This is a genomic window from Streptomyces sp. NPDC027672 (genome assembly GCF_055566335.1).
In genome coordinates, this window is the sequence record NZ_JBVHSO010000019.1 from 41,120 (window position 1) to 65,762 (window position 24,643).

The 24,643-nt window shown below is 73.4% G+C and carries 19 protein-coding genes and 1 tRNA gene; 11 read left to right on the top strand and 9 right to left on the bottom strand.

Annotated elements, in window-relative coordinates:
- Nucleotides 1-249: 249 nt before the first annotated feature.
- The 5 genes from ACZ4SV_RS33080 to ACZ4SV_RS33100 all read right to left on the bottom strand — a co-directional run bounded on the left by ACZ4SV_RS33080 (nucleotide 250) and on the right by ACZ4SV_RS33100 (nucleotide 9,514).
- Nucleotides 250-2,829: an ABC transporter permease gene (locus tag ACZ4SV_RS33080; protein WP_468009412.1), complete on the bottom strand. Its 2,580-nt coding sequence runs from the start codon at nucleotides 2,827-2,829 to the stop codon at nucleotides 250-252.
- Nucleotides 2,826-3,614 carry an ABC transporter ATP-binding protein gene (locus ACZ4SV_RS33085; RefSeq protein ID WP_397937961.1) on the bottom strand — a complete coding sequence of 263 codons (789 nt, stop codon included), beginning with the start codon at nucleotides 3,612-3,614 and terminating at the stop codon, nucleotides 2,826-2,828. Before ACZ4SV_RS33085 ends, ACZ4SV_RS33080 begins: the two co-directional genes overlap by 4 nt.
- 908 nt (nucleotides 3,615-4,522) lie before the next feature.
- On the bottom strand, nucleotides 4,523-5,410 hold the full coding sequence (locus ACZ4SV_RS33090; RefSeq protein WP_468009418.1) for a cellulose-binding protein: 888 nt from the start codon (nucleotides 5,408-5,410) through the stop codon (nucleotides 4,523-4,525).
- A gap of 191 nt (nucleotides 5,411-5,601) precedes the next feature.
- Nucleotides 5,602-8,463, bottom strand: a complete 2,862-nt coding sequence (locus ACZ4SV_RS33095) for an SUKH-4 family immunity protein (protein ID WP_468009421.1) — start codon at nucleotides 8,461-8,463, stop codon at nucleotides 5,602-5,604.
- Between the two features lie 10 nt (nucleotides 8,464-8,473).
- Nucleotides 8,474-9,514: an SMI1/KNR4 family protein gene (locus tag ACZ4SV_RS33100; RefSeq protein ID WP_365876307.1), complete on the bottom strand. Its 1,041-nt coding sequence runs from the start codon at nucleotides 9,512-9,514 to the stop codon at nucleotides 8,474-8,476.
- Between the two features lie 320 nt (nucleotides 9,515-9,834).
- On the opposite strand from ACZ4SV_RS33100, the gene ACZ4SV_RS33105 reads away from it, so the two are divergent.
- On the top strand, nucleotides 9,835-10,350 hold the full coding sequence (locus tag ACZ4SV_RS33105; RefSeq protein WP_365876309.1) for a YwqJ-related putative deaminase: 516 nt from the start codon (nucleotides 9,835-9,837) through the stop codon (nucleotides 10,348-10,350).
- Between the two features lie 46 nt (nucleotides 10,351-10,396).
- Nucleotides 10,397-10,891 (top strand): SUKH-3 domain-containing protein, encoded by a 495-nt coding sequence (locus ACZ4SV_RS33110; protein ID WP_365876311.1) that lies wholly within the window; start codon nucleotides 10,397-10,399, stop codon nucleotides 10,889-10,891.
- Between the two features lie 128 nt (nucleotides 10,892-11,019).
- Here ACZ4SV_RS33110 and ACZ4SV_RS33115 read toward each other — a convergent pair whose 3' ends face one another.
- Nucleotides 11,020-12,333 (bottom strand): sensor histidine kinase, encoded by a 1,314-nt coding sequence (locus ACZ4SV_RS33115; RefSeq protein ID WP_468009433.1) that lies wholly within the window; start codon nucleotides 12,331-12,333, stop codon nucleotides 11,020-11,022.
- A gap of 217 nt (nucleotides 12,334-12,550) precedes the next feature.
- Between ACZ4SV_RS33115 and ACZ4SV_RS33120 the strand changes: the two genes are divergently transcribed.
- The 6 genes from ACZ4SV_RS33120 (at nucleotide 12,551) to ACZ4SV_RS33145 (ending at nucleotide 17,420) form a co-directional block, all read left to right on the top strand.
- A tRNA-Gln gene (locus ACZ4SV_RS33120) sits at nucleotides 12,551-12,622 on the top strand.
- A 115-nt stretch (nucleotides 12,623-12,737) separates the two neighbouring features.
- Complete coding sequence (glmU, locus tag ACZ4SV_RS33125) at nucleotides 12,738-14,186, top strand: bifunctional UDP-N-acetylglucosamine diphosphorylase/glucosamine-1-phosphate N-acetyltransferase GlmU (RefSeq protein ID WP_468009436.1); 1,449 nt, start codon at nucleotides 12,738-12,740, stop codon at nucleotides 14,184-14,186.
- 154 nt (nucleotides 14,187-14,340) lie between these two features.
- Nucleotides 14,341-15,321 (top strand): ribose-phosphate diphosphokinase, encoded by a 981-nt coding sequence (locus ACZ4SV_RS33130; protein WP_365876318.1) that lies wholly within the window; start codon nucleotides 14,341-14,343, stop codon nucleotides 15,319-15,321.
- A gap of 204 nt (nucleotides 15,322-15,525) precedes the next feature.
- Nucleotides 15,526-16,116, top strand: a complete 591-nt coding sequence (locus tag ACZ4SV_RS33135) for a 50S ribosomal protein L25/general stress protein Ctc (protein WP_365876320.1) — start codon at nucleotides 15,526-15,528, stop codon at nucleotides 16,114-16,116.
- 71 nt (nucleotides 16,117-16,187) lie between these two features.
- On the top strand, nucleotides 16,188-16,790 hold the full coding sequence (pth, locus tag ACZ4SV_RS33140; RefSeq protein WP_365876322.1) for an aminoacyl-tRNA hydrolase: 603 nt from the start codon (nucleotides 16,188-16,190) through the stop codon (nucleotides 16,788-16,790).
- Nucleotides 16,791-16,913: 123 nt separating this feature from the next.
- Nucleotides 16,914-17,420, top strand: a complete 507-nt coding sequence (locus tag ACZ4SV_RS33145) for a hypothetical protein (protein WP_397937946.1) — start codon at nucleotides 16,914-16,916, stop codon at nucleotides 17,418-17,420.
- A 69-nt stretch (nucleotides 17,421-17,489) separates the two neighbouring features.
- Here the strand turns inward: ACZ4SV_RS33145 and ppc are convergent, their stop codons facing one another.
- Nucleotides 17,490-20,222, bottom strand: a complete 2,733-nt coding sequence (gene ppc, locus ACZ4SV_RS33150) for a phosphoenolpyruvate carboxylase (protein WP_365876326.1) — start codon at nucleotides 20,220-20,222, stop codon at nucleotides 17,490-17,492.
- Between the two features lie 303 nt (nucleotides 20,223-20,525).
- On the opposite strand from ppc, the gene ACZ4SV_RS33155 reads away from it, so the two are divergent.
- Nucleotides 20,526-21,533: an acyl-CoA desaturase gene (locus tag ACZ4SV_RS33155; RefSeq protein ID WP_468009448.1), complete on the top strand. Its 1,008-nt coding sequence runs from the start codon at nucleotides 20,526-20,528 to the stop codon at nucleotides 21,531-21,533.
- Nucleotides 21,530-22,207: a TetR family transcriptional regulator gene (locus ACZ4SV_RS33160; protein ID WP_468009452.1), complete on the top strand. Its 678-nt coding sequence runs from the start codon at nucleotides 21,530-21,532 to the stop codon at nucleotides 22,205-22,207. Before ACZ4SV_RS33155 ends, ACZ4SV_RS33160 begins: the two co-directional genes overlap by 4 nt.
- A 13-nt stretch (nucleotides 22,208-22,220) precedes the next feature.
- On the opposite strand, the gene ACZ4SV_RS33165 is transcribed toward ACZ4SV_RS33160, so the two are convergent.
- Nucleotides 22,221-23,045, bottom strand: coding sequence for a trans-aconitate 2-methyltransferase (locus ACZ4SV_RS33165; protein ID WP_468009456.1), 825 nt, complete (start codon nucleotides 23,043-23,045; stop codon nucleotides 22,221-22,223).
- An 89-nt stretch (nucleotides 23,046-23,134) separates the two neighbouring features.
- Here ACZ4SV_RS33165 and tamR point away from each other — a divergent pair, with 89 nt between their 5' ends.
- Nucleotides 23,135-23,632 (top strand): MarR family transcriptional regulator TamR, encoded by a 498-nt coding sequence (gene tamR, locus ACZ4SV_RS33170; RefSeq protein WP_014673201.1) that lies wholly within the window; start codon nucleotides 23,135-23,137, stop codon nucleotides 23,630-23,632.
- A 92-nt stretch (nucleotides 23,633-23,724) separates the two neighbouring features.
- Here tamR and ACZ4SV_RS33175 read toward each other — a convergent pair whose 3' ends face one another.
- A complete protein-coding gene (locus tag ACZ4SV_RS33175; RefSeq protein ID WP_468009462.1) occupies nucleotides 23,725-24,498 on the bottom strand; it encodes a LuxR C-terminal-related transcriptional regulator in 774 nt (257 codons plus the stop codon).
- Nucleotides 24,499-24,643 lie beyond the last annotated feature (145 nt).

Genomic DNA, 24,643 nt, shown 5'->3' on the forward strand with positions numbered 1-24,643 from the left:
GTGGGACGGGCCGGGGCTGTCCAGCGTACGACGGTGGCGGCGACGGCGCGGGAAGGCTGTGGACAACCTCCGTGCCCGCGGCACGGAAACCTGTGGACGACCTCCGTGCCCGCGGCGCGGAAACCGGGCGCGGTGCCTTGCGGCCACGGGCACGGCAGGCCGGCGCCGGGGAGTCCTGGCAGGACTCCCCGGCGCCGGGTGCTCCTCCGCAACCCCCGTGTGCGGAGGACGCCGGGCCCGCGGGGGCGGCTAGTCGGTCGCGATCGCGTTCAGTACGTTCATGCGGCCGGCCCGGAACGCCGGGACCAGCGCGGCGAACAGTCCCACGAAGGCCGAGCCGATGAAGACGCCGGCGATCGTCGGCCAGGGGATGTCCAGGACCTTCAGGCCCTCCAGGGCGAGGAGTTTCTGGGCGGCGCCGCCCCACACCATGCCGAGGCCGAGGCCGAGCAGGGCGCCGAAGACCGCGATCACCACGGACTCCAGGCGGATCATGCGGCGAAGCTGACGGCGGGAGAGGCCGATGGCCCGCATGAGGCCGATCTCCCGGGTCCGCTCGACCACGGACAGCGCCAGGGTGTTCACCACTCCGAGGACGGCGACGATGATCGCGAGGGCCAGCAGGCCGTAGATCATGTTCAGCAGTTGGCCGATCTGGTCCTTCAGCGCCTTCTTGTAGTCGGTCTGGTCGCGCACGGTGTACTGCGGGTACTTGTGCAGGGCCGCCTTCAGGTCCTGGTAGGCGGTCTTCTCCCGGCCGTCCTTGGCGGTGGCGAAGAGCAGGTCGTCCAGCGGCATCCGGTCGGCGGGGACGTACTTCGCCACCGTGGCGATGGACGCGTACATGGCGCCCTTGTCGATGACGACCTCGTCGCTGGTGATCGCGCGGACGGTCAGCTTCGCCGTCTGGCCGTCCGCGAAGTGGACGGCGACCGTGGAGCCCAGTTTCACGCCGTGCTCCTTGGCGAAGCCCTCGAAGACGGACATGGAGTCCGGCCGGTAGGCGTCGGCGAGGGAGCCGGCTACGGTCTTGGTGCGCACGTCCCGCGCGTACGTCGGGTCGGTCGCGTTGATCGTCTCCTTCTTGGTGGTGCGGCCGTCCGGCGTGGTCAGGGAGGCGTCCAGGAGCTTGTACTCGGTGACCCGCGCCAGTCCCGGCGTGGCCTTGACGGCCGCGACCGCCTGCGCGTCGATGACCTGGCCGTTGTCGTCCCGGATGATGAAGTCCGTGCCCACGGTCTTGTCCAGCTGATCGGTGGCGGAGGCCACCATGGAGGAGCCGACCACCGACAGGCAGGCCACCAGGGCGAGGCCGATCATCAGGGCGGCGCCGGTGGCGCCGGTGCGGCGCGGGTTGCGCAGCGCGTTGCGCTCGGCCATCCGGCCGACGGGTCCGAAGATCCGCAGGATGACCACGCCGAGGACGCGGACCAGGCCGCCGGCGAGCAGCGGGCCGATGACGACGAACCCGATCAGGCTGAGCACCACGCCCAGGCCCAGCCAGCCCGAGCCGGTCGTGGCCTTGTCGGCGGTGGCGGCGACGTACAGGCTCCAGCCGCCGGCGGCGGTCAGCAGCAGACCGAGGACGGCGCGGACGGCGCCGGCCCGGGCGTCGGCGGGGGCGCCGGCCTCACGCAGGGCGGCCATCGGGGAGACCTTGCCGGCGCGCCGGGCGGGCAGGTAGGCGGCGAGGACGGTGACGACCACGCCGAGGAGCAGACCGAGCGCGGGCGTGGTCCAGGCGACGGTCAGGTCGCTGGTGGACAGGTGCATGCCCATCTGGCCCATGAGCTTCATCAGGCCGACCGCGATGCCGACGCCCGCGCCGACCCCGAGGACGGAGCCGAACACGCCGAGCAGCAGCGCCTCAACCAGCACGGACCGGTTGACCTGCTTGCGGGAGGAGCCGATGGCGCGCAGCAGGCCGATCTCGCGGGTGCGCTGGGCGACCAGCATGGAGAAGGTGTTGATGATCAGGAAGATGCCGACCAGGAAGGCGATCCCGGCGAAGCCGAGCATCGCGTACTTCATGACGTTCAGGAAGCTCTCGAGCTCCTTCTGGTTGGCGTCGGCGACCTCCTTGGCGGTCTGCACCTTGTAGTCGTGTCCGAGGACGGCGACGACGTTCTTCTTCAGCCGGGCGTCGCTCACCCCGGCGGCGGCGGTGACGTTGACGTCGGTGTAGACGCCGGTCCGGCCGACCAGGGTCCGCTGGGCGGTCGCGGTGTCCAGGTAGAAGATGGCCGCGCCGGGGTTGGTGACCTTGAAGGCGGCGATGCCGGACACGCGCGCGTGGTGGGTGCCGAGGGCCGTGATCACCCCGATCTCGTCGCCCAGTCCCAGGCCGTGCTTGTCGGCGGTGTCGGCGTCGATCATCACCTGGTCCGGGCGCCTGGGCGCCGTACCGGTGGTGATCTCCATGGTGCGGGCGTCGTTGCCGTTCCAACTGCCGACGATGGTGGGCGCGCCGCTGGTGGGCGACAGCTTGTCGTTGTCGGCGTCGACGACCGTCACCGCGGTGGAGAACACCGTGCCCTCGGCCGACTTGACGCCGTCGGCGCTGCGGACCGCGCCGAGCACGGCGGCCGGCAGGACGGGCGGCTTGCCGGTGCGGGAGGTGGTCTCCCCGCTGCCGGAGGCGGTCCTGGCGCTGACCGTGACGTCCGAGGAGGTCGCCTGGAACAGCTTGTCGAAGGTGGTGTTCATCGTGTCGGTGAACACCAGCGTGCCGCACACGAACGCCACTGACAGCAGCACGGCGACCGCCGACAGCGCCATGCGCCCCTTGTGCGCGAGGAAGTTGCGCATCGAGGTCTTCAGGACGGTCATGACGTGCGTCCCCGGGCGTCGAAGTCCTTCATGCGGTCCAGCACCTGTTCGGCCGTCGGCTGGTGCATCTCGTCGACGATCCGGCCGTCGGCGAGGTAGAGCACGCGGTCGGCGTAGGAGGCGGCCACCGGGTCGTGGGTGACCATGACGATGGTCTGGCCAAGTTCGTCCACCGAGCGGCGCAGGAAGCCCAGGACCTCCGCGCCCGCCCGCGAGTCGAGGTTCCCGGTGGGCTCGTCCCCGAAGATGATCTCCGGGCGGGCGGCCAGGGCGCGGGCCACGGCGACGCGCTGCTGCTGGCCGCCGGAGAGCTGGGTGGGGCGGTGCTTGAGTCGTCCGGCGAGCCCGACGGTCTCCACCACCCGGTCCAGCCAGGCCCGGTCGGGCTTGCGGCCGGCGATGTCCATGGGCAGCGTGATGTTCTCGATGGCGTTCAGCGTGGGCAGCAGGTTGAACGCCTGGAAGATGAAGCCGATCCGGTCCCGGCGCAGCTGGGTGAGCTTCTTGTCCTTCAGGCCGGTGATCTCGGTGTCGGCCAGGTGTATCTGGCCGCTCGTCACCGTGTCGAGGCCGGCGAGGCAGTGCATCAGGGTGGACTTGCCGGACCCGGAGGGGCCCATGATCGCGGTGAACCGGCCGCGGGCGATGTCCACGTCGACCCGGTCCAGGGCGACGACCCGGGTCTCGCCCGACCCGTACGCCTTCACGACCTGCCGCGCCCGCGCGGCAACGGCCGTACTCCCTCCAGTGCCCCCGTGCCTGGGAATGGTTACAGCCGATGTCACGGTATGTCTCCTATATCGGTTGGCAAGTCGGTGCGGACCGCCCGGGTCGGCCGGGTGTCGTCTCGGGTACGTCGATGAGTCTCGCGGTCGGCGAGGGTGGGCGCGCTGGTGCGGAGCCCCGTCTTTCCGGGGGGTAAACCCCACCCCCGCCGGTGCGGTCCGCCGCCCCCCAGCGGCGTAAAGCCAGGTTAAGGAGCCACCCGGGCCGGGCTCGTCCTCCGCCGGGACGAACCCTCCCCGAGCCGCAGTACGGAGGAACCCCTAGGGGTCCTCCACCGCCGGGTGGAGCGGTTCTCGGGGCCGCCTCCCTCCTTCGGCGCGGGAAGCCTGCGGCGGCCATCACGGAAAGCCCGCCGTACGGGAGATGGATGCAAGGGGCACGGGACAGCGTCCGCTGGAACCACGGAGAGCTGCGCGCCGGGAAGTACGACACCGGCGCTACACGACGGCACGGCGGCACGCCGCGAGGGCCGTTTCTCCCGGGGCCGACGCCCGTTCCCGACGGGGGCGGGCGGGGGCGGCTGCCGCGGGGCACGCGTGGACGGCGGCGCCGGGTCTGTACGCCGTGGCGGCCGGTGGTCGCGCCCGAGTCGGGACAGCCGCCCGCCCAGGCCGGACCGGCCATCCCGGAACGGCCGCCCCTACTCCCCGCAGGAGCGGCCGGGAGCGGTTGCGCGGGGCACGCGCACGCGGCGCCCCGGGCCCGTACGACGCGCCGCACGCGTATGCGGCGGCGCCGGGTCCGTCCGCCGTGGCGGCTGGCGGCCACGCCCGGGCCGGGACGGCCGCGCGCCCAGGCCGGACCGGCCAATCCCGGAACGGCCTCCGCGCGGCACGCATGTGCGGCGGTGCCGGGTCCGTGCATCACGGCGTACGTGTGTGCGGCGGCGCCGGGGCCGGTGGGCGGGTTACTCCGTGACTGCCTGGCCGGTCAGGGAGATGAGGCGGTCGCGGGCCGAGTCCATGTGTGCCTGGACGTCGTCCCAGGCGTCGCCGTGCTCGCGCAGCACCCGTTCGGTCTCGCGGGCGATGCGCTCCTCCCGTACGTGCGCGTCGGCGACGATCTCCACGGCACGTGCGCGTGCCTCCTCCGCACAGCGGCGGGCGTACTCCTCGGCTTCCGCGAGGGCCCGTTGGGCTTCCGTCAGCGCGGCCTCGGCCCGGCCCGCCCGTTCGGCGTGCCGGGCGTCCAGCGCGGCCGCCCGCTCCGCCTCCTCGCGCTCGACCGCGGCCCAGCGTTCGGCGTGCTCCCTGGAGTGCCGGGCGAGCAGCCCGGCGCCGCGCTGGCGTGCCTCACGCACCGCGGCGAGCACCTCCGCGCGCCCCGCCCGCACCTCGCGCCGGGCTCCGACCCGGATGTCACCCGCCTCGGCCCGCGCGGCGCCGAGCCGCCGGCCGGCCCGTTCGTCGGCCTGCGCGCGGACCGCGTCCGCCTCGGCCTGCGCCGCGCGGCGGATCCGCTCGGCGTCCGCCTCGGCCCGCGCGATCTGCTCCCGGGCCGCGCACCGCGTGCGCTCCCCGAGGTCCGCGGCCTCCTCCCGTACGAACTGGAACAGCCGCCGCGCGCCCTCCCCGAGCGACTCGTACGTCTGCGGCGCGAGGTGGGCGACCACCTCGCGCAGCCGCACGGCCTCCGCCTCCATGTCCTTGGCGAGCACGGTCAGCCGGGCGGCCCGCTCCCAGGCGGCGTCCCGGTCCCGTGACAGCGCCTCCAGGTACGCCTCGACCTGGTCGGGACGGTAGCCGCGCCCCCGGACGGTCATGAAGCCGTGCGGCGGCATCGATGCGCTGCTCACCCTGGGGACTCCTCTCCACCGGGCATACACGACAGAATGATTTCGTGCATATCTTGATGGATCGGACGTAAACGGTCCTCAACCGACACTCCGCAGAACACACACGGGCCCGGAACGCGCCGGGGCCCTTCACGCGTGCGCGTGAAGGGCCCCGGCGGCGTGTCCCACCCGTGCGGCGGGCGGCGGGTGCGCTACAGCAGCCCGTCCCACATCTGTTCGAGCAGCACCGACCACCAGCTCTCCGGCGAACCGAGCGCCGCCGGGTCCAGGGCGGCCAGCTGCGCCTGGAAGTCGACGGTCCAGCGGCCCGCCTGCTCCTGGTTCAGCCCGTACCGCAGCCGCCACATCCGGCCCAGCAGCGCCAGGCACCGCACGAACTCCGGCAGCCCGGTGTTCACGAACTGCGGCGGCACCGGCGCACCGCCCGGCCCCGCCTCCACCGGCACGGCCACGATGTTCGCCGTGCCGTACTGCACGCAGACCGCCTTGCCGAAGTCGGTGCCCATCACCAGGTACGACCCGGCGTCCGGCGCCGCCGCCACCCCGCGCTCGGCCGCCAGCTCCGCCAGCGTCGGCACCGGGCGGCCCGGCTGCGCCTGCGCCCAGAAGAACGGACCCATGTCCAGCGGCAGCCCGGCCACGACCAGCGTGTGCGCGACGACCGGCGGCACGCCCTGCCGGGACACCGCCTGCTGCCCGAACCGGAAGACACCCGGACCGAACGCCGCCGCCAGCTCCTGCGCGACGGCCTCCGGCGGCACCGGCGGCGCGGCCGGCACCGGCGGCAGCGGCGCCCGCACCGGCGCCGGCCGCGCGGGACCGTCCGCCACCTGGTGCAGCTCGCCCTGGTGGGCCAGCAACTGGTGCATGCCCTGCTGCCGGCTCGCGTGGTCGGTGCCGTACGGCGCGATGCTCGTGATCCGGGCCTGCGGCCACTGCTCACGGATCATCCGCGCGCAGTAGGCGCCCGGCAGCTCGCACGACTCCAGCTCGGTGTGCAGCTCCAGCACCTGGTCCGGCGGCACGTTCATGGCGCGCAGCTCGTGGAAGATCTGCCACTCCGGGTGCGGGGTGCCCGGCGCCGAACGCCGGATCAGCTGCTGCTCGGAGCCGTCCTGCGCGCGGTAACGCAGCACGGCCTGATAGCCCGGCCCGACCGTCGGCTGCCCCTGCTGGGGATACCCGTACGCCTGCCCCGGACCCGGCACGGGCGCACCCGGCGGGGGCATGGCACCGGGCGGCACGGCACCCGGCGGCGGCATCGCGCCGGGCGGCGTCGACGGCGGGACACCCGGAGCGCCCGGCGGCATACCGAGGGCGCCCGGCATACCGGGAGCGCCGGGCAGGGGCGGCGGCGGGGGCGCGCCCGGACCGGCCACCGGCGGAGCGGACAGCACGGTCGCGGCGTGGTGCACGGCACCGGGAGCCCCGCCGGCCGGGGTGTGCGGGGCGTTCGGGCCCTGTGGCGCGTGCGGAGCGGCGGGCGCCCCGGGGGCGCTCGGGGGCTGCGGTGCGCCGCCGCCCGGCCGGTTCGGGTCGGCCAGCATCGTGGCCGCCTGGTGCACACCGCCCGGCGGCGTGGCTCCGGGCGGGCCCGGCGGCGCGGCGGGCGGGTTCGGTGCGCCCGGCGGCTGCGCTCCGCGCGCGCTCCCCGGACCGGCCGGCGCGTCCGCACCGCCCTGCTCCTCGGGTTCCGGACCCTCGGGTCCGAGTGCCGGCACGAGCCGCGTCGGCACATACCCGCCCGCGGGCGCGCCCGGCGCGGGCGGCGGCGGACTTCCCGGACGCGCGCCCGGCGTGCCCGGGGCGCCCGGCGGCGGGGGCGGCGTGCCCGCGCCGCCGCGCGCCTTCCTCGGCGGCGGTGCCGCCTTGCTCGTCGCGGCGTCCGCGATGTCGCCCGCGTGCGGCGGGAGCGGCCGTCCCGGCCCGGCCGGGCCCGCGGGCGGCTGCGGCCCGCCCGGCGCCGCCGGCGGATAGCCCTGCGGAGCACCCGGCCCCTGCGGAGAGCCGTACGCCGAAGCGGGCGGCGCCGGCGGTGCGGGCGGCGCGGTGCCGTCCCGGCCGTCCTGGGGCGCGGGCGGCGTGCCGGGCATGGGCGGCGGAGTCGGCAAAGTGCCGTGCGCCGGAGGGTACGCCGGTGCGCCCGGCGGCGGTGTGGGCGTGCCGCCCCGGCCGGCGCCGTCCCGCGCGCCCGGCGCGGCGTCCAGGCCGCCGGGCGCGTCGAGCGCCGGTGAGACCGCCGTCGGCGGCAGTTGGCTGCCGCCCGGCAGCAGCGCCGTCGGCGCGTCCGCGGCGACCGCGGGCGGGCGCGGCGCGTCGTCCGCGTCGCTCAGCGGCGGCGCGAACACCGTCGCGGGCAGCGGCACGGAACGGTCGTCCTCACCGGCGCCCGCGTTCGTGTCGGTCCCGGCCCACGGCGTGGCGCCCGCGGGCACGTCCGCCCCGGCCGGCGGCCCGGCCTGCACCCCGGCCTGCGTCGGCGCCGGCCCGGACCCACCGGAGGCGGCCGGTGCCGGCGTGGCGGGCGGGGCCGGCGGAACCTGAGCATGCGTATCCGCACCCGGCGCGGCCGGGCCCGGTGCGGCCGGGCCCTGTGCGGCCGTACCCTGCCCCTCCGCGGCCGGCGAGACCGCCGGCCCCGGCCCCGGCGCCGTGTCCTGCGCGCCCCGGCCGCCCGCGCCCCGCTTGTCCGCGGCCTCCTGCAACCACTCCGGCGGAGTCAGCAGGAACGACGTCTGGTTGAGGTCCAGCCGGGCGGACGCGGGCGCCGGTGCCGTGTCCCGCGGCTCGTCGGCGCGGCCGTACTCCTCCTCGTACCGGCGGATCACCTCGCCCACCGGCAGCGCCGGCCACAGCGTGGCCTCCCCGCTGTCCCGGGCGATCACCAGCCGCTGGCCGCCCGCGTCCGAACGCGGCCCCTCCGCCCGGTCCTCGCCCCACACCACGAAGCCCAGCTCGAACTCCCGCACCCGCACCTCACGGTGCTGGTACACCGGCACATCGCCGTTGATCCACTCCTCGGCGCGCTCCTGCGCCTGCGCGTAGGTCACCATCGCCGACAGCTCACTCCCCCGCCGGGCCGGACGACACCGGGCCGGAAGACACCGGGACGACACGGGCGAACCCGCCGTCCACCATCAGATCGGCCACCGTCTCCAACTCCGGCGGGCTGCCGGCCAGCCGGGACAGGAACGCGTCGAAGTCGTCACCGCACGGCAGCAGCAGACGCTCCACCCGCTCCGCCGGCGCCCAGGACGGATCCACGTCCCGCACGTCGTCGTACGCGCAGAACCACACCGAACCGAGCCGCTCGCCCTTCACCTTCACCGCGAGCAGCCCGCCCTGCACGAACGCCACCCCGAGGTAATCCTTCGTCAGGTGGTCGCGCAGACACTTGTTCACGTACACCAGGTCGTTCACCGCCGCCTCGTCCCGCACCGTGAAGAACGGCTGGTCCAGCAGCAGTCCGAGCCCGGCGTCCAGCGCCGTGCCGGCCGGCGCGCAGCCGCCCGCCGCCTTCAGGAACGAGCGGTAGGCGCCCGGCAGCCGGTACCCCAGGTCCTCCTCGGCCCCCTGCACCTGCGCTTCCGTCACCGCCACACCCGACTTCGGCAGCCCGAAGTGCGCCGGCCGCGACTCCTGCAACGGCCGTGTACCGCGCCTGGCATGGTCCACCGGCGCCGTCGCCACCCCGCCGTGATGCCTGAGCAGCGCCTTCACCTCGACCGGGACCAGCTCCAGCCGCCGTGTGCCGGCCACGTGGTGCCACGTCCAGCCGTGCGGGGTCGCCACGTCCGGCACCGTGTCCCACAGCTCGTGGCCCGCCGCCGCCAGCGCCGCGTTCGCCGACACGTAGTCCGTCAGCCGCAGTTCGTCGACGCCGAAACCCGCCGGCGGCTCGGCGATCTCCACCGCCACCCGCGCGTACGGCGAGAAGTCCGGGTAACCGTGCTCGTCGACCCGTACCCCGCGCGGGTGACGTGCCGCCCGGACCGGATCCGGGAAGTGCACGACCTGCCCGGCGTAGGCCGCGTTCGGCGGCGCGGCTCGTCCCCCGGCCCGGTGGCTGGGCGGTGCCCCCAGCCCGAGCCCACCTGTCGTCATGGCGGATGCCCCCTGCGGCGTTCTCTCTGGCCCCGGGGCCTGTCCGACAATTCCCGTCCGCCGCGCGACGCGAATTATCAGACAGGCCCCAAGCGGCGATGTCGGTCGCGGACGGCGACAGCCTATGCGGTACGCGCACCCCGGTCACCGGCCCACCACGGCCCCGCCCCCGCCCGGCCCGCACCACCGTGACCAGCCGTCACCCTGCCGTCACACCGTGCCCGGAACGGGCGTGTCGCACCGCCCCAGCTTCCCCACCAGCCACGGCATTTGGCACCCTGTGTCCTTCGGGGGGATGCCCGGGGAGGGAAACAACGACCATGAACGCCTTGCAGACCGGAGGTGGCGACGTGCGGGCCGGCGACCCTCGCATCGACTGGAGCGGCAGCGACGCGCCTCCCACCCCCGTCCTCCGGCACCGCCGCGACGGCATCCTGCCCGCCGTCGCCGCCGCCCTCTCCGTCCGCGGCGCCACCCTCACCTGTACCGCCGCCCGCGGCGACCAGCCCCCCGCGCTGCACCCCCTCGTCCAGGACTTCCTCGACACCCTCACCAGCGCCCAGCGCGACCGCTTCACCGGCCGCTGCGCCGAGACCATCCTCATCTCCCGGCACCTGACCACCGCCGACGCCGCCCGCAGCAAGCGCGCCGCCCGCAGACCGATGACCAACGGCGAGGCCCGCAGAGCCCTCAAGCACGCCAAGCTCACCGCCCGCCGCATACGGGAGGACGGCGACCCGCTCCACGGCAGCTTCGCCGCTCCCTGCCGGGCCTGCACCGCCCTCAGCGCCCACTTCGGCGTGCGCATCGTCGACCCCGCCCCGGCCGACGCCTGAACCACCCGCCCCACCCCACCCACCCGGCTCGACGAACGAAGGGCAGATGCACCCCGACCGCGCCTCCACCACCCGGTTTCCCGTCCCGGTCGACGCCGCCCTGCGCGCCGCCGGCTGGCAGCCCGGACGCTGGGACATCAAACAGGCCGAGATCTGGGCCGACGCCCTGCGCGCGCACACCTCGCCCGCCGGGCACCGGCACACCGTCTTCCCGGCCGCCGTCGAGGCCTGGGCCGAGTTCGGCGGTCTCACCCTCGCGCCCACCGGGCCCGGCCGCCAGATCGCGCCCGCCGCCCTCCGCCTCGACCCGCTGCACGGCCTCCACCTCGCCCGCACCCTCGGCGACCTCGGCCGCGCCCTCGGCACCGAGCTGTGCCCCCTCGGCGAGGAGACCGACACCGCGGGTCTGCTCGCCATCGACGCCGAAGGCCGCGTCTACACCATCGACCACACCGGCGACTGGTACGTCGGCCCCGACATCGACCACGCCCTGACCACCCTGGTCACCGGCATCCGGCCGGTACGGCTCACCGCCGGCTGACCACCGGCGCGGGCACCCCGGCCGGCGGCCCCGGGAGAACGGCCGCCGCACCGGCACCCGGTCTTCGCAAGCAACAACCCGCACCGGCACCCTCGTAAGCAACGACCCCTCACCGGCCCCGCGCCCCCTTACGCCGCCGGAATCACCGCCGACACCCGGAAGCCGCCCGCGTCCGTCGGCCCCGACACGAACACACCGCCCAGCGCCACGACCCGCTCCCGCATCCCCACCAGGCCGTTCCCGCCCGACGGCAGCCCCGCCGCCGACGCCGACGCCGACTCCGAGGGCGGCTCGTTCTCCACCTGCATCGCGATCTCCGACACCCGGTGCGCCAGCCGCACATGCGTCTTCGCACCCGCCGCGTGCTTGTGGACGTTCGTCAACGCCTCCTGCACCACCCGGTACGCCGTCTGCTCGATCTCCGCCGGGTACGACCGCACCTCGCCCTCGACCGACAGATCCACCACCATGCCCGCGGCGGCCGACTGCCCGAGCAGTTCCTCCAGCTCCGACAGGCACGGCCCGTCCGCCGCCCGCTCCGCCTCGGCCACCCGGGAAGCCGCCGCGGCCGCCGCCTCCCCCACCGCCGCCAGCGGCACCGCCGCCGGACGCCGGCCCGCGGCCTCCCCCATCCGCAGCACCCCGAGCATCTCCCGCAGCTCGGTCAGCGCCTGCCTGCCCATGTCCCCCACCAGCGCGGCGTTGCGCACCGCCTTCTCCGGGTCCTTGCGCGCCACCGCCTGCAACGCCGCCGCGTGCACCACCATCAGGCTCACCCGGTGCGCGACCACGTCGTGCATCTCCCGCGCGATCCGCGTCCGCTCCTCGTTGCGCGCCCACTCGGCGCGCTCCTCCGCCCGCTCCGCGAGCAGCTGCAGTTCCCGCTCCAGCGAGTCCGCCCGCTCCCGCAGGCTCTCCATCAGCCGCCGCCGCGCCCCCACGTACAGCCCCAGCAGCACCGGCGGAGCGGTCAGCCCCAGCGCCGTCGTCACCGCCGCGAACGGCACGAACCAGTCGCCCAGGGTCAGGTCCCCGCGCGCCATGTCCTGCCGCACCCGCACGAACGTCACCACGGCCGTGCCCAGCAGCGACATCCCCGACAGCGCCCCGATGACCCGGCGCGGCAGCTCGCACGCCGCCAGCGTGTACAGGCCGACGACCCCCAGCAGGAAGCCCATCTCGGCCGGCGTGATCGCGATCGCCACCAGCACCACGGCGACCGGCCACTTGCGGCGCACCAGCAGCACCGAACCGGCGATCAGCCCGAACGCGACGCCCGCGGCCACCGGGATCCCCGCCTCCCGGGCGAACGGAATCCCCTCCGCCGCGCACTCCGCGGCGGACAGCGCCGCGAGGCCGCCGTCCAGTGCCGCGCTGCGCCACCTCGCCCACCACCATGGGCCGGTCAGAGCCCTGGCATGGTCTTCCCCCGTCGTGGTCATGTCTCCAGCCTACGGGCGGCGGGTGCGGCATTTCCGATGACTTTCACCGACCTCCACACACCATGCCCGGCACCGGAGAGGCCCCTCGCGGCCGTCCGGTGGCCGACGTCCCGCGGGGCGCCGGCTCCTGCCGTCGCATCGAGGGCTGGTGGTGCGGCATAGTAGGTGCCGCGGTCTCCGCGGACTGACTGAATGTCCGTTCAGGCCGTTTGCACACTCCCCTGTGGTGTAATCGGCAACACGGGTCACTTTGGATGATTTGTTCCAGGTTCGAGTCCTGGCAGGGGAGCTGCACGCCATCGGGTCCCGGCACCACCGCCGGGGCCCGCGCTCATTTCGCACGCGACCCACCCCGGTATCCTGCGGCTGTCACCCCCACCCACCCACAGCCGAAGGGCAACTCCGTGAGCGCCATCCGCCCGGCAGCCGTCGTCGTTCTCGCAGCGGGTGAGGGCACCCGTATGAAGTCGGCCACACCCAAGGTCCTGCACGAGATCTGCGGCCGTTCCCTGGTCGGCCATGTGCTGGCCGCCGCCCGCGCGTTGGACCCGCAGCAGCTGGTCGTGGTCGTGGGCCACGCCCGGGAGCAGGTGGGCGCCCACCTCGCCGCCGTCGACCCGGAGGCCAGGACCGCCGTGCAGGCGGAGCAGAAGGGCACCGGGCACGCCGTGCGCATGGGCCTGGAGGAGCTGGGCGGGGCCGTGGCCGGCACCGTGGTCGTCGTCTGCGGCGACACGCCCCTGCTGACCGCCGGCACGCTGACGCGGCTCGCCGAGACGCACGAGGCGGACGGCAACGCCGTGACCGTGCTCACGGCCCAGGTGCCGGACGCGACCGGTTACGGCCGGATCGTGCGGGACGAGGCGACGGGTGCCGTCACCGCGATCGTGGAGCACAAGGACGCCACCGACGCCCAGCGGGCCATCCGCGAGATCAACAGCGGTGTGTTCGCGTTCGACGGGGAGCTGCTGGCGGACGCGCTGAAGAAGGTGCGGACGGACAACAGCCAGGGCGAGGAGTACCTCACGGACGTGCTCGGCATCCTGCGCGAGGCGGGGCACCGGGTCGGGGCGTCGGTCGCGGAGGACCACCGGGAGATCGCCGGGATCAACAACCGGGTGCAGCTGGCCGAGGCCCGCCGCATCCTGAACGACCGGCTGCTGACGCGGGCGATGCTGGACGGGGTCACGGTGGTGGACCCGGCGTCGACGTGGGTGGACGTGACCGTCACCTTCGAGCAGGACGTCCTGGTGCACCCGAACACCCAGCTCAGCGGGTCGACGCACCTGGCCGAGGGCGCCGAGGTGGGCCCGAACAGCCGCCTGAAGGACACGCACGTGGGCGCGGGGGCCCGGCTGGACAACACGGTGTCCGACGGGGCGCGGGTCGGCGCCGGGGCGAGCGTGGGTCCGTACGCGTATCTGCGGCCGGGCACCCGGCTGGGCGCCAAGGGCAAGATCGGCACGTACGTCGAGACGAAGAACGCGTCGATCGGGGAGGGCACCAAGGTGCCGCACCTGTCGTACGTCGGGGACGCGACGATCGGTGAGTTCACGAACATCGGCGCGGCGAGCGTCTTCGTGAACTACGACGGCCAGGACAAGCACCACACCACGATCGGGTCGCACTGCCGGACCGGCGCGGACAACATGTTTGTGGCTCCTGTCACGGTCGGGGACGGTGCCTACACCGCCGCCGGGTCGGTGATCACGAAGGACGTGTCGCCGGGTTCGCTGGCCGTGGCCCGTGGTCAGCAGCGGAATATCGAGGGCTGGGTGGCCCGGAAGCGGCCGGGGAGCCCGGCGGCGAAGGCGGCCGAGGCGGCGTCCCGGCCCGCCGGGAGCGAGGACTGACCGGAAACGTGTGCGTCAAACACGGCGTACCGTGATAAGTGCACATCCGCACATGTGCACCCCGCACCCTTACCAGCTGATTCGGCCTCTCATGCCCAGCCGAGAGGTCGCCGAGCAGCCGGCTGGCTGAGACAACCTCTGAGGAGACTGTGCTGTGACCGGGATCAAGACGACCGGCGAGAAGAAGTTGATGTTCTTCTCCGGCCGCGCCCACCCCGAGCTTGCCGAGGAGGTCGCCCAGCAGCTGGGTGTCGGGGTCGTCCCGACGAAGGCCTTCGACTTCGCCAATGGTGAGATCTACGTCCGCTACCAGGAGTCGGCTCGTGGTGCGGACTGCTTCCTGATCCAGAGCCACACGGCTCCGATCAACAAGTGGATCATGGAACAGCTGATCATGATCGACGCGCTGAAGCGCGCTTCGGCGCGGTCGATCACCGTCATCGTGCCGTTCTACGGTTACGCCCGGCAGGACAAGAAGCACCGGGGCCGTGAACCGATCTCGGCGCGTCTGATCGCGGACATGATGAAGACGGCCGGTGCCGACCGGCTCCTGACGGTCGATCTGCACACCGACCAGATCCAGGGCTTCTTCGACGGTCCGGTGGACCACCTGTTCGCGCTGCCGCTCCTGGCGGACTACGTGGGCCGGAAGGTGGACCGGGCCAAGCTGACGGTCGTCTCGCCGGACGCGGGGCGCGTGCGGGTGGCGGACCGCTGGTGCGACCGGCTCGGCGCGCCGCTGGCGATCGTGCACAAGCGGCGTGACAAGGACGTGGCGAACCAGGTGACGGTCCACGAGGTCGTGGGCGAGGTCAAGGGCCGCGTCTGCGTGCTGGTGGACGACATGATCGACACGGGCGGCACGATCTGCGCCGCCGCGGACGCCCTGTTCGCGCACGGCGCGGAGGACGTGATCGTGACGGCGACGCACGGCGTGCTGTCGGGTCCGGCGGCCGACCGGCTGAAGAACTCGCGGGTGAGCGAGTTCGTGTTCACCAACACGCTGCCGACGCCGGGCGAGCTGGGCCGGGACCTGGACAAGATCACGGTGCTGTCGATCGCCCCGACGATCGCGAGCGCGGTGCGCGAGGTGTTCGAGGACGGCTCGGTGACCAGCCTCTTCGACGAGCAGTGAGGTTTCCGCAGGCCCGTGGTGCGGGCCCGCGGTAGATCGTTTTGGGTACGGCCTCCCGGTCCGAGTAGACTGCTGAAGTTGCTCGGCGAGGGAGGCCGTACTCGCGTTCGCGAATACGGCGGTCCGTTATCGACGCGCTCTTCGTAGCAGGCCGTTCGTGGCCGGGTGACCACGTCCGTTCCTTTCCTACGAGGAGTGATTCACATGTCCGAGGTGAAGCTCGCCGCCGAGACCCGCACCGAGTTCGGCAAGGGTGCGGCCCGTCGCATCCGCCGTGACAACAAGGTCCCGGGTGTCCTGTACGGCCACGGCTCCGACCCGCTGCACCTGACCCTGCCGGGCCACGACCTGCTGCTGGCGCTGCGCACGCCGAACGTCCTGATCTCCCTGGACATCGACGGCAAGTCCAACGAGCTGGCGATCCCGAAGGCCGTGCAGCGCGACCCGCTGAAGGGCTTCCTGGAGCACGTCGACCTCCAGCTCGTCAAGCGCGGCGAGAAGGTCACGGTCGAGATCTTCGTCCACACCGAGGGTGAGCTGGCCCCGGGCGGCAACCTGCTGGAGCACGTGCTGAACGCGCTGCCGGTGGAGACCGAGGCCACGCACATCCCGGAGTCGGTCACCGTCTCCGTCGAGGGCCTGGAGGCCGGTGCCTCCATCCTCGCCAAGGACATCCCGCTCCCGGCCGGCACCACGCTGGCCGTCGAGGAGGACACGGTCGTCCTCCAGGTCCTGGCCGCGCAGGCCGAGGAGGCCTCCGGTGAGGCCGAGGGCGACGCGGGCGCCGAGGGCTGATCTCGCCGTCGTCATCCGTCCAGCCGCTGCCTCCCTCGCGGGGGGCGGCGGCTGGCGCGTATCAAGGAGGCATGGACGTGACCACTCCCGCCAGCGGTCCGTGGCTGATCGTGGGGCTCGGCAATCCCGGGCCGGAGTACGCCATGAACCGGCACAACGTCGGCTTCATGGTGGCCGACCTGCTCGCGGAGCGGATCGGGGGGAAGTTCAAGCGGGCGGGCAAGGCGCAGGCGCAGGTGCTGGAGGGGCGGATCGGGCCGGCCGGGCCGGGCAGCCGCCGGGTGGTCCTGGCGAAGCCGACGTCGTTCATGAACCTGTCCGGCGGTCCGGTGAACGCGCTCAGGGACTTCTACAAGGTGCCGGTGGGCAACATCGTGGCGGTCCACGACGAGCTGGACATCGACTACGGCACGCTGCGGCTGAAGCTGGGCGGCGGCGACAACGGGCACAACGGCCTGAAGTCGATGACGAAGGCGATGGGGCCGGACTACCACCGGGTGCGGTTCGGGATCGGCCGGCCGCCGGGGCGGATGCAGGTGGCCGACTTCGTGCTGAAGGACTTCTCCTCCGCGGAGCGCAAGGAGCTGGACTACCTCGTGGACCGCGCGGCGGACGCGGTGGAGTGTCTGGTGACCGAGGGGCTGGAGCGGGCGCAGAGCGCGTACAACTCCTGAGCGGGCGCTCCTTGAGCGGGCGCGACTCCTGAGCGGGCGAGCGTGTCGTACATCGGACGGCTTTGTCCGCCCGGGATGACCGGGCACGCCCCGCGGAGTTGACCGACCGTGGGGATATGGCCAATGATCCCGGCCATGCCTGCCACAGCCAGTACCGCTCGCCAGGCGTCCGGGTCCGCGCTGCGGTTCGGGCGGGTCGCGGCGACGGGCGCGCTCGCCGCGCTGATCCTGTTCGCCGGGGTGTGGGGTTCCTGGGGGACCGCACAGCACGTGATGCTGTCCCAGGGGCGTGAGCGGGGCACGGTCCGGGTGACGCGGTGCGTGCGGGAGGTGTGCGCCGGGCCGTTCACCCCGGCGTCGGCGGGGGCGCGGCCCCGCGCGCGCGTGGAGATCGAGAAGTCCGTCGCGGTGCGGGCGGGCGCCACCTACGACGTGGTGCTGAAGCCCGGCACGGCAGAGGCGGTGCGGTCCGGTGCGGCGGGCGTCCTGCTGGCCTGGGTGCCGCTGGGCGGGGCGCTGCTGCTGGCCTCGGTGGTGGTCGCGGGCGGGATGCGGCTGAGGCGTCCGGCGTGGGTGCTGGGGCTGGCCGGGGCGGCGCTGCTGACGGCGGTGTTCGTGGCCGTGCAGTGACGTGAGCGGAGGAGAAAAGGGCGTGCCCCCGGGGTCGTACGGCCCCGGGGGCACCCTTTTTCCGGCGGGTCAGCCGGTGTTGCGCAGGCCGGCGGCCACGCCGTTGACGGTGAGGAGCAGGGCGCGGGCGAGCAGCGGGTCGGGGTTGACGCCCGCCGCGGCGGCGTCGCGCTGCCGCTTGAGCAGGGCGACCTGGAGGTAGGAGATCGGGTCGAGGTAGGCGTCGCGGATGGCGAACGTCTGCTTCAGGACGGGCTGGGCGGCCAGCAGTTCGTCCTCGCCGGTGATCCGCAGGACCTCGCGGACGGTCAGCTCGTGCTCGGCCTTGATGGTGTCGAACACGTGCTTGAGCTCGTCGGGGACGAGGGTGTCGACGTAGTGCTGGGCGATCCGCAGGTCCGTCTTGGCGAGGGTCATCTCAACGTTGGAGACGAAGTTGCGGAAGAAGTGCCACTGCTGGTGCATCTCGTCGAGCACGGAGTCCAGGCCGGCCTCGCGCAGCGCCTTCAGACCGGAGCCGACGCCGAACCAGCCCGGGACGATCTGCCGGGACTGGGTCCAGCCGAACACCCACGGGATGGCGCGCAGCCCGTCCAGGCCGGCGCCGGAGTCGGGCCGGCGGGAGGGCCGGGAGCCGAGGTGCAGGTCGGCGAGCTGGTCGACGGGGGTGGAGGCGAAGAAGTAGGACGGCAGGTCCGGGTCCTCGACCAGGCGCCGGTAGGCGGCGTGGGCGGCGTCCGAGGCGACGTCCATGGCCGCGTCCCAGCGGGCGAGGGCCTCGTGGGACTGGCGGGGCGCGGTGTGCAGGGCGGAGGCCTGGAGGGTGGCCGCGACGGTCAGTTCCAGGTTCTCCCGGGCGAGGGAGGGGATGAGGTACTTGTCGGAGATGACCTCGCCCTGCTCGGTCACCTTGATCTCGCCCTCCAGGGTGCCCCAGGGCTGGGCCAGGATGGCGTCGTGGGAGGGGCCGCCGCCGCGGCCGACGGTGCCGCCGCGGCCGTGGAAGAGGCGCAGCCGGACGCCGTAGCGGTGGGCCACGTCGCGCAGCCGGCGCTGGGCGCGGTGGATCTCCCACTGGCTGGTGGTGATGCCGCCGAACTTGGAGGAGTCGGAGTAGCCGAGCATGACCTCCTGGACGTCGCCGCGCAGCGCGACCAGGCGCCGGTAGGACGGGTCGGAGAGCATGTCCTCCAGGATGGTGTCGGCGGCCCGCAGCTCGTCGGTGGTCTCCAGCAGCGGGACGATGCCGATCTTCGCCCAGCCGGCGTGCAGGTCGACGAGGCCGGCCTCGCGGGCGAGGACGGCGGCGGCGAACACGTCGTCGGCGCCCTGGCACATGGAGATGATGTAGGACTCGACGACCTCGGGGCCGAAGACCCTCAGGGCCTTCTTGACGGTCTCGAAGACACCGAGGGTCTTCTGCCCGGCGGCGTCGACGGGCGCCGGGGTGGGGGCCAGCGGCCTCCGGGACCTGAGTTCCTTGGCGAGCAGCTTGGCGCGGTACTCGCGGGGCATGTCGGCGTAGCGCCAGGACTCCTCGCCGAGCCGGTCGAAGAGCTGGCCGAGGGCGTGGTGGTGGGCGTCGGCGTGCTCGCGGACGTCCATGGTGGCGAGCTGGAGGCCGAAGGCGGCCAGGGTGCGGATGGTGCGGGCCAGGCGGCCGTCGGCGAACAGGCCGCCGCGGTGGGCGCGCAGCGAGGTCTGGATGATCCTGAGGTCGTTCAGCAGCTCGCCGGTGCCGAGGTAGTCGCGGCCTTCCTCGTGCGGGGTGCCCTTGGCGAGGCGCTGCTTGGTGTTGACCAGCTTCTGCCGGATGCAGGTGGCCTTGAGCCGGTAGGGCTCCTCGGCGTTGAGCCGCTTGTAGCGGGGGCTGATCTCGGGCAGCAGGTCCAGGTCGGCCTTGAGGGAGTCCAGCAGCTCTTCGGTGGCTCCGGTGTAGCGGATGGAGTTGGAGAGCAGGCCGCGCAGCTCGTCGATGGTCTGCAGGGCGTCGTTGATGCCGTGTTCGTGCTGGAGGATGAGGACGTCCCAGGTGACCTGGGGGGTCACGTTGGGGTTGCCGTCGCGGTCGCCGCCGATCCAGGTGCCGAAGGTGAGCGGACGGGTGTCGTCGGGCAGCTTGACGCCGACGCGTTCCAGCTCGGCGGTCAGGTCCTCCAGGACGTCGCCGACGGCTTCGGCGTGCAGTTCGTCCAGGTAGTAGATGGCGTTGCGGGCCTCGTCGGCGGGCTCGGGGCGTACGACGCGCAGCTCGTCGGTCTGCCAGACGAGGTCGATGTTCTCGGCCAGACGGGTGTCGTGGCGGCGGCGGTCGGCGTCGAGGACGGGGGTGTCCAGGAGCGCGGCGATGCGCCGGAGCTTGTTGAGGACCGAACGGCGGGCGGCCTCGGTGGGGTGGGCGGTGAAGACCGGCCGGACGTTGAGGTTCTGGACGGTCTGCCGCAGGTGCTCCGGGTCGGCGTCCTTCAGCCGGTCGGCGGTGCGGGCCAGCAGGCTGCCCTCGGCGGCGCGCCGGGCACGCAGCTCGCGGCCGCGGTGCACCTGCTCGGTGATGTTGGCGAGGTGGAAGTACGTGGAGAAGGCGCGGACCAGCTTGGCCGCGGTCTCCAGTTCCGTGCCGCGCAGCAGCTCGGCGGCGGCGTCACCGTCCTCGCGGGTGAGACGGCGGACCTTCTCCACGAGGTCGAGGAGTTCGGGACCTTCCTGCCGGACGAGGGTCTCCCCCAGGAGATCACCCAGCCGGCGGATGTCGGCGCGCAGCTCGCTGCTGGTCGTGGTGGTCTGGTCGTCGGCACTGCTCACAGGTGCGGCTCCTTGCAGTGTTGAAGCTCGGCTGGAGGGGAACCCGGCCGGCCTGCCGCGCGGCGGGTGCCGCATACGGGCCGGAGCGTCCGGGAAGGAAACTTCAGCGGACCGCGCTGTCCGACCGGTTCCAAGGATAGGTGGCGATGTGGACGCACACGGTCTGGGGCTCTTGCCGAGGCGTGACACGCTGCCATACTTACGACGCCGTAGGTTACGGAACCGTAGGGAAGCGCCGTCGAGGCCCCTCCGGTTCCGGCGGCCCGGTATCCCTCTCGACCCTCGACCCCACAGGGGACGCGTATGACCTCAAGTTCCGATGTGATCGACGAAGCCCGCGGGACCAGCGACACATCCCTTTCCCCCGCCACACTGGGCGGTGAGCGGAAGGGATCGGTGGAACAGCTCACACTGCTGCTCTTCATCATCGTCCCGTTCCTGGCGCTGGTGGCGGCCGTGCCGCTGGCCTGGGGCCGGGGGGTGAGCTGGCTCGACCTCGGTCTGCTGGTGTTCTTCTACTTCCTCGGGTGCCACGGCATCACGATCGGTTTCCACCGGTACTTCACCCATGGGTCGTTCAAGGCCAAGCGGCCGCTGCGCATCGCGCTGGCGATCATGGGCTCGATGGCGGTGGAAGGCCCCCTGGTGCGCTGGGTGGCCGATCACCGCAAGCACCACAGGTTCTCCGACGCCGAAGGCGACCCGCACTCTCCGTGGCGGTTCGGCGAGACCGTTCCGGCGCTGATGAAGGGCCTGTGGTGGGCGCACATCGGCTGGATGTTCGACGAGGAGCAGACCCCGCAGGAGAAGTACGCGCCCGACCTGATCAACGACAAGGCGATGCGGGTGATCTCCCGGCAGTTCGTCCTGTGGACGCTGCTGTCGCTGCTGCTGCCGCCGCTGATCGGCGGGCTGGTGACGATGTCCTGGTGGGGCGCGTGGACCGCGTTCTTCTGGGGTTCACTCGTCCGGGTGGCACTGCTGCACCATGTGACGTGGTCCATCAACTCGATCTGCCACGCGGTGGGCAAGCGGCCGTTCAGGTCGCGGGACCGTTCGGGCAACGTGTGGTGGCTGGCGATCCTGTCCTGCGGCGAGTCCTGGCACAACCTGCACCACGCCGACCCCACGTCGGCGCGGCACGGTGTGATGCGCGGCCAGCTCGACTCCTCGGCGCGGTTCATCCGCTGGTTCGAGCAGTTGGGCTGGGCCTATGACGTGCGCTGGCCGTCACGCTCGCGTATCGATTCCCGCCGCCACACCGGGGACGGCGGCTCCCGGCGCCGGGAGGAGACGGCCGAGGCGGCATGATTGACGCCGTGGCGACCGACTCCAGCAGCACTCCAGGCCCCGACAAGCAGCGGCGGACCCGCCGGACCCGCATGACCGGCGCCGAGCGCCGCCAGCAGTTGCTGGAGATCGGTCGCACCCTGTTCGCGGCGAAGGGCTTCGAAGGCACCTCGGTGGAGGAGATCGCGGCCAAGGCCGGGGTGTCCAAGCCGGTGGTGTACGAGCACTTCGGCGGCAAGGAGGGGCTGTATGCGGTGGTGGTGGACCGGGAGATGCGGCGCCTGCTCGACATGGTCACCGGCTCGCTGACGGCCGGCCACCCGCGGGAGCTGTGCGAGCAGGCGGCGTTCGCGCTGCTGGACTACATCGAGGAGTACACGGACGGCTTCCGCATCCTGGTCCGCGACTCCCCCATCCCGCAGTCCACGGGCTCCTTCGCCTCGCTGATCTCCGACATCGCCACGCAGGTGGAGGACATCCTGGGCCGGGAGTTCAAGTCGCGGGGCTTCGACCCCAAGCTGGCCCCGCTCTACGCCCAGGCGCTGGTCGGCATGGTGGCGCTGACCGGGCAGTGGTGGCTGGACGTGCGCCGGCCGAAGAAGGCGGAGGTGGCGGCGCACCTGGTGAACCTGGCGTGGCACGGCCTGGACGGGCTGGAGCAGAAGCCGCGCCTGATAGGCCACCGCAAGGCGTGAGCCGCGCCTTTCCCTACGGCTCCCGCTTCCCCGTCTTCACGGCCACGGCGAACAGCCGGCGGAACGGCAACACCGTGCCGTACGGAGCGCTCGGGTAGGCCGTGCGCAGCAGGTCCCGGTAGGCGGCGAGGAACGCCTCGCGCGCGCCGGGATCACCGGCGAGCGCGGTGAGGACGGGCCGCAGGGCGGTGCCCTTCGCCCAGTCGAGCACCGGGTCCTCGCCGTGCAGGACGTGCTGGTACGTGGTCTGCCACACGTCGGCCGCGCAGCCGAGGCGGCTGAGGCGGTCCAGGTAGAAGCCGGGCGGGTGCACCGAGTCCGTGCGGCGCGGCAGGCCGGCGAGCCGGGACCGCCAGCGGGGTGCGGCGGCGAGCTCGCGCAGCAGGGCGTGCAGCGGGGCGTCGAGGTTGTCGGGGACCTGGAAGGCGAGGGCGCCGCCGGGTTCCAGGGCGGCGATCCAGTCGCCGAACCGGTCGGCGTGGCCCGGCACCCACTGGAGGGTGGCGTTGGAGACGATCAGGTCGTACGGCTCGCCGGGCGTCCAGGTGCGCACGTCGGCGTGGGCGAAGGCGAGGTGACCGCCGCCCGCCGTGGGTCCCGCGTGGCCGGTGCGCGCCCGGTCGAGCATCGCGGGCGAGTTGTCGTAGCCGGTGACGCGGGCGGCGGGCCAGCGGCCGGCGAGCAGGGCGGTGGCGTTGCCGGGGCCGCAGCCGAGGTCGGCGATGCGGGGCCGGTCCCGGGGCGGGTCGGGGAGGCGGGCGAGCAGGTCGGTGAAGGGGCGGACCCGGTGGCCGGCGTGGCGGAGGTACTGACCGGGGTCCCAGGCGGGAGTCGTCATGCTCCTCACCCTTCCCGAGAATTCCTCTCGACGTCAAGAGACTCGACATCAAGAGACTTCACGTCGACACAACCACTACACTGATCTCCATGGAGGACGAGGTCGATCGGCTGGTCGCAGCGTGGCGCCGGGAGCGCCCGGACCTCGACGTGGAGCCGCTGGAAGTACTCAGCCGGGTGAGCCGACTCGCCCGGCACCTGGACCGCGCCCGCCGGCTCGCCTTCGCCGAGCACCAGTTGGAGCCCTGGGAGTTCGACGTGCTGACCGCGCTGCGGCGCGCGGGCACGCCCTACCAGCTCTCCCCCGGCCAGTTGCTGACGCAGACCCTGGTCACCTCGGGCACGATGACCAACCGCATCGACCGGCTGGCCAAGAAGGGCCTGGTGGAGCGGCTGCCCGACCCGAGCGACCGGCGGGGCGTGCTGGTCCGGCTGACCGACGAGGGCCGGGACCGCGCGGACCAGGCGCTGGCGGGCCTGCTGGAGCAGGAGCGGGCCATCCTCGCCGAGCTGTCCCGGGCCCAGCGGGCGGAGCTGGCCGGGCTGCTGCGCCAGCTGACCGCGCCGTTCGACAACATCCCCGGCTGAGGCGTTCGGTCCGGACCAGGCCGGAACCAGGCCGGACCAGGCCGGACCGGGGAGCGGTGCCGGGGTCCGCGAGCGAGCGGTCCGGGCCGCGTTCAGACCACGCCCCGCGAGCCCGGTCCGACCTGGGCGAGAGTCCCGAGGTCGGCCGGTCCCACGCCCGCGCGCCGGGCGAGCGCCACCGCGGCCAGGGTGGAGTGGACGCCCAGCTTGCCGAGGACGTTCTGCATATGGGTGCGGACGGTGTGCGGGGAGAGGAACAGCCGTTCGGCGACGGCCTTGCGGCCGAGTCCGGCGACCATACAGCGCAGCACCTCCCGCTCCCTCGGGGTCAGGGACTCCACCAGCCGCTCGCTCTCGGTGCGGTGCCGGCGGGCCGCCGTCAGCTCCCTCAGCACCCCGGTGAGCAGCGCGGGCGGCAGATGCGTCTCGTCGCGCAGCACGCCCCGTATCACCGACAGCAGCCGGGACAGCGAACAGTCCTTGGCGACCCAGCCGGAGGCGCCGGCCTGGAGGGCGAGGGCCGCGCGGCGCGGGTCGTCCTTCTCGGCGAGGACGACGGTCCGTACGGCGGGCTGGGCGACCCGGACGCCGGCGACCAGGGAGATGCCGTCGACCAGGCCCTCCTCGTCGCCCTCCCGCACCGCCACGGCGGGCCACGCGGCGGGCGGGGCGCCGCCCAGGTCGGCGTCGACCAGCAGGACGTCGTAGCGCCGGCCCTCGCCGGCCGCCCGCTCCAGACAGCGCAGCGCGGCCGGGCCGCTGCCGGCGGCGAGCACGTCGACGTCGGGCTCCGCGGCCAGCGCGGCGGCCAGCGACTCGGCGAAGATGCGGTGGTCGTCGACGACCAGGACTCGGATACGAACCACGAAACCCCCTTCCCCGGGCTCCGCGCGGAGCAGGGGATACAGGTCCGGAAAGCTCCGGATAGGCCGGCTTGGAAATACCCGGAAAAGGTCCGGAGAACGAAGACCGGCGCGGGTACGACACCCGCGGATGGGGAAAGCGCGCCGC